This window comes from Mucilaginibacter lappiensis, assembly GCF_900155965.1.
Classification (GTDB): domain Bacteria; phylum Bacteroidota; class Bacteroidia; order Sphingobacteriales; family Sphingobacteriaceae; genus Mucilaginibacter; species Mucilaginibacter lappiensis.
Map to the genome: position 1 here is coordinate 89,816 of NZ_FTMG01000015.1, position 13,334 is coordinate 103,149.

Sequence of the window (13,334 nt, forward strand, 5' to 3'; positions counted from 1 at the left end):
TGATAAAATATATAATTAATTGATTATCAGTTGTGTAAATCAATGTTAACCGTAAATTGTGTAAACCATGTAAACCCACTTTTTTGCATAAATATCACCTGCTTAATGTTAATTTGTAGGTGGTACAAGACCGGTGATAGTCAATTTGATTGATGATACGGCCTCCATAATTTAATCTACACCGTCGCGTTTGGCAATCCTGCGCACCTCAACGCTATTACCATCGCCCTGTAATACCGGACTACCCTTGGCAAACTCAACCGCTTCTTCAACAGAATTGGCTTTTACAATAATATACCCTCCAATGGTTTCTTTGATTTCGCCAAAAGGGCCGTTGGTTACTACATTATTATGCCAAACTACTTTGGCATCATCAAAGGGTAAACCAGTACCGCTGCTAAATTTGTTTTGAGCCGCAATGCCACCTATCCAATCCATAGTTTGTTTCATCCAAACTTCTATCTGCTCAGGAGAAGCTACTTTAGTACCATCCTCATGCCTGAATATTAAAATGAATTCGTCCATTGTTTCGAATTTTAATTGTTAATAAATATATGAATTACAGTCTCATATCAAGTGAGCATGATGGAACTGGACATTCCGATGAAAAAAAAGTAATTTTTTTTATATCTCCTTTATCCTTTTTGAAAACGAAGGTGTCTTTATATACGAAAAGGAAATATGAATAATTACCAACCCTATTTTGATCTGGGTAAGCTGATAGCAAAATATCTGCGAAATGAGCTTACCGAGCAGGAGAATGACCAACTGGAGCAATGGCTTCAAGCCGATATGCACAACCAGGAATTATTCAGAAAACTAACCGATGAAACTCTAATTGATTCGGAATTGGAAACCTTTGAGGCAAATGATAAGGATAAAGCCTGGAAAAATATTGTGAAGAAAACGAGGTTTAAACGCATTTCCCGTAAAAAAAGTACTACCAAAAAATGGCCGGCATATGCTGCCGCTATAATCATATTAATAACTATAGGCGTTACATTAACTAGATACCGTAATACTTCCGGTGAACAAAAAATGGCTGTTAAGCCCCAGAAAGACCTTTTACCCGGGAGTAATAAAGCTATTCTGACACTGGCAGATGGATCAAAGATTCTTCTGGACGATGCCAAACGCGGGAAAATAGCGAGTCAGCAAAATATCGTTATTACAAAAGATGAGAGCGGCGAGTTGGTTTACCAGGTTGCCGAAACCGCTAAATCTGAAGAGCTGCCACCGGTTGAAAAAATTGTGATGAACATGTTGGCTACACCACGCGGTGGTCAGTACCAAATTGTTTTGCCCGATGGTACCCGAGTTTGGTTAAACTCGGCTTCATCTTTAAGATATCCCACAACATTTGCCGGCAACGAGCGGAGAGTTGAACTCAATGGAGAAGCTTATTTTGAAGTAAGCAAAGACCCCAATAAACCTTTTTACGTAAAAACCACAACACAAACCGTTGCTGTTTTAGGTACGCATTTCAATATCAATAGCTATCCTGATGAAGTTGCCACCAAAACAACACTGCTTGAAGGTAGTATAAGAGTTACCAGTAATACAAATGGAGCCACTGTTAAACTTAAACCAGGAGAGCAAGCTGTAAACACTGTAAACGCTATTGATGTAAAAGAAAATGCGGATATAGATGAAGCCGTGGCCTGGAAGAATGGCAAATTTCTTTTCCGCAATACCGATCTGCATACCATTATGCGCCAGTTATCAAGATGGTACGATGTGGATGTAGAATACCAGGGCAATGTAGTGCAAAAACATTACCGGGGCCGTATTTCACGGAATGTACCGGTTTCAGAGATATTTCAGATATTAAAAACAAGCGGCATAAACTTCACAATTGACGGGAGGAAGATTATAGTAAGATCATAAAGCCTGATAGCGGTAGCCGGCAAGGCCGGTTACTGGATTTGGCCCATAAAAAAGCCGGAAAGTGTTGCGAGCACCTCCGGCCAGGTATCGGGCTGAGCATATAAAATAATATTGACTAAATAAACTTTTTACTAAACAACCCAAACAAAAGTATGGATTTTTCTACATTTCCTGCGCCCGTATGTGAAGGCACACGGGTAAATAAAATTAATAAGATTACCAATTGTTTTTCCCGGATAAATCCGGCCACAAAAAGGAAATTTATTATGCGGATCAAACTTATCACCGCTTTACTATTTGCCGTATGCCTTCATTTGAGCGCCGCGAGCTTTAGTCAAAGTATTACACTTACGGAGAAGAATGCAAGTCTCGAAAGCATTTTAAATAAAATAGAGCAGCAAAGCGGCTATGATATTTTTATGCAAACAGAACTTGTAGCCAGCAGTAACAAGGTATCACTTAATGTAAAGAACCTGGCTCTGACCGCCGTATTGGACAAGGTGTTTAAAGGACAGCCTATTACCTACGCCATAGTTGGCCACACCATTGTAGTTAAAGCAAAAGCATCTGGCAAACCAGTATCGGCAGCCGAGCAGGCTATGTTAGCGTCAGTGTATAGCGGTAAGGTAGTTGATGCCGATACCAAAGAGCCACTTATAGGTGCCTCTGTTGGTGTAAAAGGCGGCGGTAAAGCCACCTCAACCGGGCTTAACGGTGAATTTAAATTGAAATTGGGTGACGAGAATACCCAAACATTGGTAATATCCTACATCGGTTACGTTACACAGGAAATTCAGCTTATCGACAAAAAAGATCTTGGCCTGATTTTATTAAAATCAAGCGCCAATGCCATGAAAGAGGTTGTAGTAACTGGTGATTTGGCTATCGATCGCAAAACGCCAATAGCTGTATCAACTATCAATCAGCAATATATTGAAGAAAAATTGGGCGGTCGAGATATTCCGCAGCTATTGCAAAGCACCCCTGGTATCATGGCAACAGCGCAGGGTGGCGGTTATGGCGATTCACGTATCAGTATTCGCGGTTTTTCAAGCGGTTCAAAAAAAGGTAATGTTGCGCTTACCATTAATGGTATCCCTGTTAATGATATGGAAAACGGATCAATATTTTGGTCAAATTGGTCAGGTCTTACCGATGTTACCAACTCCGTGCAAGTACAGCGCGGTTTAGGTGCTTCAAAAATTATTGTTCCGTCATTTGGTGGTACCATCAATATCACTACACGTACAACTGATGCCCAAAAAGGTGGATATATTTCACAAACCATAGGTACCAATAATTACGAAAAAACAGCAGTACTGGTATCAACGGGTTTAAATGCCAATGGTTGGGCTGCAACTTTCCAGGGCAGCAGAACTAAAGGTGATGGTTACGCCGATGGATTGAACTTTTTAGGTTATAACTACTTTTTTAACTTATCAAAAGTATTAACTCCAAGTCAAACTTTATCTTTTACCGTAATGGGCGCAACCCAAACCCACGGACAACGGCCTGAACGACCATTAACCGAATATGCCGGTGCGCCGCAAGGTATTAAGTGGAACTACGACCTGGGAGTTAAAGATGGTAAACAAATAAATCCATATAACAACTTTTTCAGTAAGCCAGTATTTTCATTAAATCATAACTGGGTTATTAATGAAAAATCAAGTCTGTCAACCGTATTGTATGCCACCTATGGCACAGGAGGGAGTGGTGCAATAGGTGCATCTGCTAGCGGTACTGCTATACCGCCAAGGGTGAGTAACTTATATTCGCCATTTGATTTTGATGCCGTACAGAAAAGCAATGCCGCTAGTCCTGATGGTTCCGCAGCAACCTATTTGTACGCGGCACATAATGATCATGCCTGGTATGGTTTAAGAAGTACCTACACCACCACATTGGGGCAATATTTAAACCTTTCTGCCGGTCTTGATGCAAGGTATTATAAAGGTACCCATTACGAAGAGGTTAAAGATCTGTTAGGCGCTGATTATGTGTATGATCCATATACTGGAAATTCAGCCGCTGGCAGCCGTTCGGGTGATATCAATAATCCTTTTCATCGTGCAGTAGTTGGCGATAAAATTGGTTATTACAACAAGGACTATGTAATGTCTGGTGGTGTATATGCACAAGCAGAGTATGCTAAAGATGATTTTTCGGCATTTATCACGCTTTCCGGTTCTGGTACAGGTGATAAAAGAACAGATCTTTATAACTATCTGAACAGCGATCCGGCACAATCAAGCCGCTATGTTAACTTCCTGAGCTATCAGGCCAAAGCAGGTGCAAACTACAATCTGAATGATCAGATGAACCTGTTTGCCAATATTGGTTACATCACCAAGCCGCCTTACTTTGATAATGTGTTCCAAAAGTTCACTAATTCTATTAACACCGGAACTGTAGATGAAAAACTATTCAGCTATGAGTTAGGCTACCAATTTAAAACATCCGGTTTTTTGGCCAAACTGAATTTTTACCGCAGTTCATATAAAGATGAGGCGTTTACGACTCCATTTACCGATAACACCACGAACCTGATATACAGCGTAAACGTAGCCGGAGTTAGTGAGATGCACCAAGGAGCCGAATTAGAATTAAGATATCAACCAATTAAACCAATTACGCTTTATGGCATGTTTTCTTACGGCGATTGGTACTATACCAAAAATGCAGGTCCAGCTACCGTATTCAATAACCAGCAAAAGGCTATTGGTACAGTTCCTCAGGTATTCATAAAAGGAGTTAAAGTGGGTGATGCTGCACAAACCACAGCGGCATTTGGGTTAGACATTAAAGTTTTGCCGGATTTAAAGCTGGGTACAAATTATAACTTCTTCGGTAATTATTATTCAAGTTTCAACTTTGCTAATATTACATCTGCCGGTGCGGCTCCTTACAAGTTGCCCAATTACTCCGTATGGGATCTTAATGCAAGCTTTAAGTTTAAACTGGCTGGTTTAGATGCTTCGCTTAATGGTAATGTCAACAACCTGTTAAATACCAAATATATATCTGATGCATACGATGCCGCCGGTTCTGGTGACCTTTCAAAACTGAATGTGTATTATGGCTTGGTGAGAACGTTTACTACAGGTATAAAAGTTAAATTTTAAAAAGAAACTTCATGAAAAAGATATATAGCTTAATTGCTTTTATGGCTGTTGCATTAACAGCTTGTCAAAAGCAGCCAAACGTAAGCCCGGCGGGGTATGTAAAAACAGGAGTAACGTTTACCCTGGCACAGTCAGATTATAAGTTGCTGGATACGTCAAAGTACCCCTCTAAATCATTCAGTTTTAAATCAATTGCTGACGCAAATACCTATATTCCACTGATTTTAAATGCAAAGGAACCTCAATTGAGTAATGGGTCAACGGCCATTGTTACTTTTACATTAGCGCCATTATCTATCGTTTTAGCCGATTCAACTAACGCGAAAACAGCATATACACTAACAAAAGACGATTACACTTTATTACCTGGTAATACTTATACTGATTTTAGTACAGCTCAAATATTAAGTTGGTTACCGTACAAATATCCAAGTCCTTTAACTAATCAATTAGCGGTATTAAGCTATACCTATTTTGAATCGGGTGCTACTCCAAACGCCGGTGTTCCTGCTACTGATGCCTTTTTATATTTGAACGGTGCATGGCAAAAAATATACCGTGTATCTGCAGCTCAATATGCATCGGTAGGCAGAGGCAATAACAATTGGTTTATTGCATCTGATATAGGCAGCAGTACCACTATCCCATCTTATATCAATACATTTTTAAAGGCTGATCCGCTTGTTTCAACAACTGTTAAAACAGGAGATGTTAAATATGTAAACTATAGATATTTAACTACTTATCAAAAAGTAATGGGTCTTACTTATGACGGCACAAATTGGGTGATCAACGCTACACAATCAACCACATCATTCCTGAAAAATAATGGCACCTGGATACCTGATCCTACGGTTTATTTAACATTGTCATCTGCTGATTATACCTTCATAGGCACAACAAGTGCAGGCACTACAGCTGCGAGGGCAAATGTTGCTCAGTATAAAGACTTTAATATTAGCGCTACTACTGATGCTACGTATTGGAGCGATACCGATTTAAATAATGCCTTTATTGCATTGCTTATTAGTAAATACAAAAGCCCAATTAAAGATCAAATATTTAATGTGACTTATGCAACTTACTACAAAGGTGCTATATCAAATCCTACTAAAACATTTACTTACAATGGATCTGCCTTTGTAATTAAACCCAAAAGCTAAAATACACTTATATCTGGAATCAGGAGGATGGTTTATCCATGCTCCTGATTTTACTCGCCTATCCTGTATCCTGATCACTCTTAACGCATTTTTTCATGGGCATAAATGGCTATGGCCATGCTTTGCCATTTATCTATCACAAAAAACGAATAAATATGAAAATTCAAAACTTACTGCTTGGCTTTGCTTTGGTATTAACCATGGCAAGCTGTTCAAAAAAATCAACAGACGCGCCGCCCACTAAACCCGGGGATACAACAGCAACTACACCACCTGTAATTCCATCGTACAGTATCACCGAGAACTTTGAACAAGGTAAGAAGACCACGTATGCTGCCGCTGATGTTACTTTACTTACCGGCAGCTGGAATTTTAATGACGCGTTGATAGGTAACACTGCGCCCGATGTAAAAAACGGTCTTGCATCTGTACGTTTACGTGCCGGCGATATCGCCATGAATTTTGATATCAGCGGTGTTAATACACTCTATATCAAACATGCCAAATATGGAACTGATCCTGTTTCTGTATGGCAGCTTTTAATGTCATCTGATGGTGGTAAAACCTATACACAGGTGGGGGCCGATATCAATGAGAATAACACCACACTAGTAACAGACTCCTTTAAGGTAAGCTTAACAGGCAAGGTACGTTTTGAAATTAAAAGAACCGGCACAACCACCAATAACCGCGTCAATATTGATGATATTACCTTTAAAGGAAAAGGTGATCCCGGCATCGTTGTGGGCACCCCTGACAATGGAGGCGACGATGGTGGTGGTTCTCCAACAGCGCCTGCATCTACGCCAAGAGATGTAACAGCAGGAACAGACGCTCCACCATCAACTGGTGACAACAGCGATCTGTTATTTGGTAATCCCTCAAACGCGCAAAGCAGCACAGTTTCAATGGACAATTATCTCATTGACCAGAAATACTACACTGAATCATACAATGCTACCAAGGGCGAGCCCAATTGGGTTAGCTGGCATTTGGATGCTACTAATATCACCGGTGCTTCAGATCGTTTAAATAATTTTGCGGCTTGGGCCAGCTTACCGGCAAATTGGTATATGGTTAATGATAACAGTTACTCCGGCAGCGGATTTGACAGGGGGCACAATTGCCCGTCAGCTGACCGTACAAGTTCGGCTAATGCTAATTCGGCTACATTCCTGATGACTAATATGATACCGCAGGCTCCGCAAAATAATCAGCAAACCTGGGCCAACCTGGAAAATTATCTGCGTGAACAGGTAGTTTTAGGTAATGAGGTATATATTATTATGGGCAGCTATGGTACTGGTGGTACAGGTTCAAATGGATCCGCAACTACTATAAATAATGGTCACGTTAACGTTCCGAGTAATGTGTGGAAGGTGGCTGTTATTATACCTATTGGTGATAATGACCTGGGGCGTGTAACTAGTTCAACCAGGGTTATTGCTGTGAATACCCCCAACATCAACAGTATCAATAGCGATTGGACGAAATATATTGTAACCGTGAAAGATATAGAATTAGCTACAGGTTATACCTTATTATCAAATTTACCGACCAATGTAAGGACAGCATTGGAAATAAAACTTGACGCAGGAACCCCTGGATCATGATATTTATGAAAATATAAAAAAAGCCACTCCTAACGGGTGGCTTTTTTTATTGGCTTGTAAGTTCTATATTGGTGGTTATGTGCGTTTTGTTAAAAACGCTCATATAATAAATCCTTCATCAGTTTGCCAATTTGTACCATGATTAATAACTTAATGAAATTTATAGTCCTTGCTTTATGGTTATTGCCTGGTATTATACAAGCTCAACCGTCAGGATCAACTACAGTTACCACAGATGTTTGCGTATATGGAGGCACTTCTTCGGGGGTAATTGCTGCATATACAGCTTCAAAAACGGGCAAAAGAGTAATTCTAGTGGAACCTAGCCATCGTTTGGGCGGTTTATCATCCGGTGGTTTGGGCTTTACTGATATTGGCAACAAGTATGTAGTTACTGGGTTGGCACGTGATTTTTACCATCGTATAGGTACACATTATGGCAAGTTAGAACAATGGACTTTTGAACCCAGGGTAGCAGATTCGCTGTTTAATGATTATGCAAAAAGGGGAGCATTTAAAACGTTATATGGTAAGAGGCTTACCAGGGTCAATAAAAATCAAAATCTTATCGTCTCAATTGAACTGGAGAATTCTGCTGGGGACACTACAAAAAAAGAGATCATTAAAGCTAAGCAATATATAGATTGTACTTACGAAGGCGATTTAATGGCCAAAGCTGGTGTAAGTTATACCATAGGGCGCGAAGCAAACTCTACGTACAATGAAACGGTTAACGGTGTACAGTTGAAGAATGAGCACCAATTTCCGGATGGGGTTGATCCTTATAAAATACCGGGCAAACCCGAAAGCGGTTTACTTTGGGGCATCAGCGCGGCCACATTAGCCGAAACAGGTAGTGGTGATAAAAAAGTACAAGCCTATAATTTCAGGATATGCCTGAGTAATGATCCAGGCAATCGTATTGCTATTACCAGACCAGCTAATTACGATTCAACCCGTTACGAACTTTTATTGAGGTACCTCGCCGTTAAAACATCGGATAATCTCGGCGGGTTTTTGAAAATGGACCTGATGCCTAATCATAAAACGGATATTAATAATAATGGCCCTTTTTCAACTGATATGATTGGCATGAATTACAATTATCCTGATGGCGATTATCTAACCCGTTCTGTCATTATCCAAAAACATGAGGATTATACAAAAGGGCTGCTTTATTTTATTGGCCATGATGCTCGCATGCCCGGGCAATTGCGCAAGCAGATGTTGGAGTGGGGGTACCCTAAGGATGAGTACTTGGATAATAACCATTGGACGCCTCAATTATATGTGCGAGAAGCCCGGCGTATGATAGGAGCTTACGTGATGACGCAAGCCAACTGTCAGGGTAGGGAAGTTGTTACCGATGAAATAGGTAAAGCAGCTTATACCATGGATTCGCACAATGCCGAACGGATTGTGGTGAATGGTATGGTAAAGAACGAAGGCGATGTACAGTTAAGGGAGGGAGTTAACCCATACCCAATAGCTTATAGATCCATCACACCCAAAAGCAGCCAATGCGGCAACTTACTGGTACCCGTTTGCCTTTCGGCCAGCCACATGGCTTATGGTTCTATACGTATGGAGCCGGTTTTTATGGTGCTTGGTCAATCCGCAGCTGTAGCGGCATGTTTGGCTATAAAACAAAAGTCATCAGTACAGCAGATAAATATTAAACAATTACAGGCCGAATTAAAAAATAATCCATTGGCAGATGGCTCTACCCCGGATATACTGGTAGATAACGATGATGTTACTGGTGTTATTAAAGAAGGAGACTGGAAACAAATAAGTAATGGAGGTTACGGGCCATCATATCTGGTTAACACCGTATCGGCTTCAGCCTGGGTCCAGTTTATACCCACTATTCGCAAGGGAGGTAGGTACAGGGTATATCTTTATTGTCCTAAACTTCAAAAAGCCAGTACAATTACTAGTGTAGAGTTATTCAACGGAATAAAGTCAGTAAATACAATTATCAATGTAAAAGATATGGGTGTAACAGGCCAAACCTCAGGTGAATGGCTTTGGATAGGGGATAGTTCATTTGTCCCGGGTAAAAATGCATCAGTGAAAATATCCAATACGGGCGCTAATGGGGTAGTAGTAGCAGATGCTGTGCTATTGATACCTGCAAAATAAAACTTTGACTTTTTGAGAAAACGACCGAGGCATAGTAATAAAAAAATAAACCCATGCCCCCCCTTAAATCAAACATAAAATACTAGTAAAGGGCTTGTTTTGTATATTCGCAACCCAATACCCCTGTTTTATGAAAAAGATAACTAAGCTTATTTACAATAAACCCTTCGTTTTTTCTTTATGGTTCGGTTTAAGTTTTCTGATCGTTCTTAAAGGAATCTTAACTCATCAGCTATTTAATAATTACCTGGTTTTTAAATATAACTTCATTAATACCATTCATCAACATAATCTTTATACCTATCAGCCAGAACACTTTAACGATCTTAATCATTATGGCCCGGCATTTTCTCTCATCATAGCGCCATTTGCTCTTATGCCTGATACCATAGGAGTTTTGCTATGGGTAATGTTTAACGCTTTTATATTGTTTAAAGCCATACAGATGTTACCGATTAAAGAGAATCAGTATGTTATCATTTTGTTGATCTGCGCGCATGAATTAATGACAGCATCGGCAAATGTTCAAAGTAATCCTATGATAGCCGGGTTGATTATTTTAAGCTTTAGTTTTATCAAAAAGAAGCAGGATTTTTGGGCTGCTCTAATGATAGCCCTCGGTACATTTGTAAAACTATATGGAATAGTTGGGCTTGCATTCTTTTTCTTTTCCGAAAATAAATTAAAGTTTATTGCAAGTTTTCTTTTTTGGTCAGTGGTGTTATTTGTACTGCCTATGCTTATTTCATCGCCAACCTTTATCATACAAACTTATCATGATTGGTACAATGACCTGGTAGCTAAAAATGCCAGTAATCAGGGTTCCGACCTTCAGGAAATATGTGTGATGGGCCTGATCAGGAAAATATTTAATTATCCTGGATTAAAAAATATATATGTTATAGTGCCAGGTATCGTACTCTTTGCACTTTCTTATTTAAGGATAAAAAGCTTTAAAGCGTTACAGTATCAATTGCTTATCTTATCATCTGCTTTGATATTTGCCATAATTTTCAGCAGTTCATCAGAGTCATCAACTTATATTATTGCTTTTGCTGGAGTAGCTATTTGGTATATGAATTTAAACAGACCAGTTGCCAAATACGAAATTTTTTTGTTGATTTTTGCCCTTATTATAACCAGTCTTTCCCCATCTGATCTGTTTCCGAGATATATCAGGATGGAATATGTTGTGCCTTATAAACTTAAGGCCCTGCCATGTTTTCTAGTCTGGCTAAAAATAGTTTACGAAACGCTAACACGGGATTTTTCTAAGCAAGAACAGCTTGAAGCATTATAAACGATTGATACTATCTGTGATAGTATCTTATCCTGTATGTTAATATGTTTACAATTCTATGGCTAATTAATAATCATTTTATGATTAAATGATTATTAATTATTTAATTTTGTAACACTAAAGTTACATTAGTTAAAAATGTTTCTAAATTTAAGTGTATAAAAATTTTATTACGATGAGATTGTAACGTTGTTGTTTAATTCTTCGTATCATATTTGTTACACATGGATAAATTAGTAAGACTATAAGAATAAACCTGACCAATATAGTATTAATTCACCTATCACAGTTTAAAGCCCCTGTTAAAATAACATGACATTCGTTCTAAAAAAGAAAGTATCGGTTATCATACCGTCTTATAATGAAGAGAAAAATATAGGTTTTTTAATTGAACAGATTAATGAAACACTGAGCAATACCAATTATGACTATGAGTTGATTTTTGTTGATGATGGTAGTAGTGATAATACCTTAAATGAAATAAAATTTAATGCACAATTGCATGCCAATGTTTTTTATATAGAACTTTCAAAAAACTTTGGAAAAGACCACGCTCTTAAAGCAGGTATTGGTATGGCTCAGGGTGATGCCGTAATAACCATGGATGCTGATATGCAACATCCCCCTCATTTAATATTGAAAATGTTGAAGTATTGGGAGAATGGTTATGACATTATTTACACCTATAGGCAAAATAGTAACCCGCATGCAAAAGCTTATCAGAAAGCTACATCAAAACTGTTTTATAAGGGTATAAATATGCTCTCGGATATTAAACTGGAGAATGGTACTGCCGATTTCAGGTTGATGGATGAAAAAGTAGTAAAACAACTAAAGCTTATTGATGAGTACGAGATATTTTTCAGAGGAATAATTAAATGGGCTGGTTACAAGCAAATAGGCATCCCTTATACACCATCTAAAAGGCATACCGGCGAAGCCAGTTATTCTTTCTTTAAACTGGTTAAGCTGGCTGTAGGTAGTATCATGGCTTTTAGTGCCCGCCCTTTATATTTAGTTACAGGTATTGGCTTATTCTTTTCTGCCATGGCTATATTATACATTCCTTATGTATTGTTTAGCTATTTTGCAGGATATGCTGTTTCGGGATGGGCTTCTGTATTAGCAACTGTAGCTTTTTTTGGCGGATTGCAATTGTTGGTGCTGGGTATAATAGGGGTGTATGTAGGTAAAATATTTATGCAGTCAAAACATCGTCCTAATTATATCATTCGTTCAACAAATGTTATGAGTATAAAAAATGTAAACAATGATTTTATTGGGGTTTGATGTAGAGGAGTTTGATTTGCCGTTAGAATATGGCCGGTCAATATCTTTTGATGAACAATTGCAGATCTCAACAAACGGAACAAATTCAATTTTGAAGTTGTTGAGATCTGCAAACGTAAAAGCTACTTTTTTCTGCACGGCCAACTACGCGCTTCATAAACCTGATGTTATTGCCATAATTGTGAATGAAGGGCATGAAATAGCATCGCATGGGTATTTTCATTCCGATTTTAAAACAGAGCATCTAAAACAATCAAAGCTGGTACTTGAGGATATTTCGGGTACTGAGGTAATGGGTTTTCGTATGGCGCGAATGATGCCTGTTGATGAGGCTGAGATCAAGATGGCAGGATATACTTATAATTCATCTATAAATCCTACATGGTTGCCCGGGCGCTATAATAATTTTGATAAACCGCGTACCTGGTTTTATGATCAGGGCGTTTTGCAGATTCCCGCTTCCGTATCCCCTTTGATTCGTTTTCCACTTTTTTGGTTAAGTTTTCACAATTTATCTTTACCGCTGATTAAGTGGATGAGCTCCGCAGCTTATCGGAAAGATGGATACCTTAATCTTTATTTCCATCCATGGGAGTTTACCAATTTGCACAACAAAGAAAAATACGGACTCCCTGGCTATATATCTAAAAACTCAGGAGAGCCATTTATACTTCGAATAAAAGGCTTTATTGAATGGGCAAAATCAAAAGGTTATGAATTTTCTCGAACCAATGATTTTGCATCTTCTGTAATGAAAAAGCAAACTGTTATAGAAACGTTAGCGCCTGTTCAATAACCGATGCCGAAGGCA

Annotated in this window: 9 protein-coding genes; 8 read left to right on the top strand and 1 reads right to left on the bottom strand. The window is 38.8% G+C overall.

Annotated features, from left to right (window positions below; genetic code table 11):
• Nucleotides 1-171: 171 nt before the first annotated feature.
• Nucleotides 172-525, bottom strand: coding sequence for a YciI family protein (locus tag BW976_RS22795; protein ID WP_076376859.1), 354 nt, complete (start codon nt 523-525; stop codon nt 172-174).
• A gap of 156 nt (nt 526-681) precedes the next feature.
• Between BW976_RS22795 and BW976_RS22800 the strand changes: the two genes are divergently transcribed.
• The 8 genes from BW976_RS22800 (at nt 682) to BW976_RS22840 (ending at nt 13,319) form a co-directional block, all read left to right on the top strand.
• Entirely contained in the window at nt 682-1,887 is a 1,206-nt protein-coding gene (locus BW976_RS22800) for a FecR family protein (RefSeq protein WP_076376861.1), read from the top strand.
• Nucleotides 1,888-2,153: 266 nt separating this feature from the next.
• The gene (locus BW976_RS22810) at nt 2,154-5,012 is read left to right on the top strand and encodes a TonB-dependent receptor domain-containing protein (protein ID WP_175614161.1); all 2,859 of its coding nucleotides are present in this window, start codon (nt 2,154-2,156) and stop codon (nt 5,010-5,012) included.
• Nucleotides 5,013-5,023: 11 nt separating this feature from the next.
• A complete protein-coding gene (locus tag BW976_RS22815; RefSeq protein WP_076376863.1) occupies nt 5,024-6,175 on the top strand; it encodes a hypothetical protein in 1,152 nt (383 codons plus the stop codon).
• A 155-nt stretch (nt 6,176-6,330) separates the two neighbouring features.
• Complete coding sequence (locus BW976_RS22820) at nt 6,331-7,788, top strand: DNA/RNA non-specific endonuclease (protein WP_076376991.1); 1,458 nt, start codon at nt 6,331-6,333, stop codon at nt 7,786-7,788.
• A gap of 153 nt (nt 7,789-7,941) precedes the next feature.
• Nucleotides 7,942-9,933: an FAD-dependent oxidoreductase gene (locus BW976_RS22825; protein ID WP_076376993.1), complete on the top strand. Its 1,992-nt coding sequence runs from the start codon at nt 7,942-7,944 to the stop codon at nt 9,931-9,933.
• Between the two features lie 130 nt (nt 9,934-10,063).
• Nucleotides 10,064-11,233, top strand: a complete 1,170-nt coding sequence (locus tag BW976_RS22830) for a glycosyltransferase family 87 protein (RefSeq protein ID WP_076376865.1) — start codon at nt 10,064-10,066, stop codon at nt 11,231-11,233.
• Between the two features lie 312 nt (nt 11,234-11,545).
• Nucleotides 11,546-12,523 (top strand): glycosyltransferase family 2 protein, encoded by a 978-nt coding sequence (locus BW976_RS22835; protein WP_076376867.1) that lies wholly within the window; start codon nt 11,546-11,548, stop codon nt 12,521-12,523.
• Nucleotides 12,504-13,319 (top strand): polysaccharide deacetylase family protein, encoded by an 816-nt coding sequence (locus tag BW976_RS22840; RefSeq protein ID WP_076376869.1) that lies wholly within the window; start codon nt 12,504-12,506, stop codon nt 13,317-13,319. Before BW976_RS22835 ends, BW976_RS22840 begins: the two co-directional genes overlap by 20 nt.
• Nucleotides 13,320-13,334: the final 15 nt, after the last annotated feature.

Bases quoted from the DNA above. Each gene is read 5' to 3' on its own strand.
- BW976_RS22800 (WP_076376861.1), top strand. From the start codon at position 682: ATGAATAATTACCAACCCTATTTTGATCTGGGTAAGCTGATAGCAAAA.
- BW976_RS22835 (WP_076376867.1), top strand. From the start codon at position 11,546: ATGACATTCGTTCTAAAAAAGAAAGTATCGGTTATCATACCGTCTTAT.
- BW976_RS22820 (WP_076376991.1), top strand. From the start codon at position 6,331: ATGAAAATTCAAAACTTACTGCTTGGCTTTGCTTTGGTATTAACCATG.
- BW976_RS22830 (WP_076376865.1), top strand. From the start codon at position 10,064: ATGAAAAAGATAACTAAGCTTATTTACAATAAACCCTTCGTTTTTTCT.
- BW976_RS22795 (WP_076376859.1), bottom strand. From the start codon at position 525: ATGGACGAATTCATTTTAATATTCAGGCATGAGGATGGTACTAAAGTA.
- BW976_RS22840 (WP_076376869.1), top strand. From the start codon at position 12,504: ATGATTTTATTGGGGTTTGATGTAGAGGAGTTTGATTTGCCGTTAGAA.
- BW976_RS22810 (WP_175614161.1), top strand. From the start codon at position 2,154: ATGCGGATCAAACTTATCACCGCTTTACTATTTGCCGTATGCCTTCAT.
- BW976_RS22825 (WP_076376993.1), top strand. From the start codon at position 7,942: ATGAAATTTATAGTCCTTGCTTTATGGTTATTGCCTGGTATTATACAA.
- BW976_RS22815 (WP_076376863.1), top strand. From the start codon at position 5,024: ATGAAAAAGATATATAGCTTAATTGCTTTTATGGCTGTTGCATTAACA.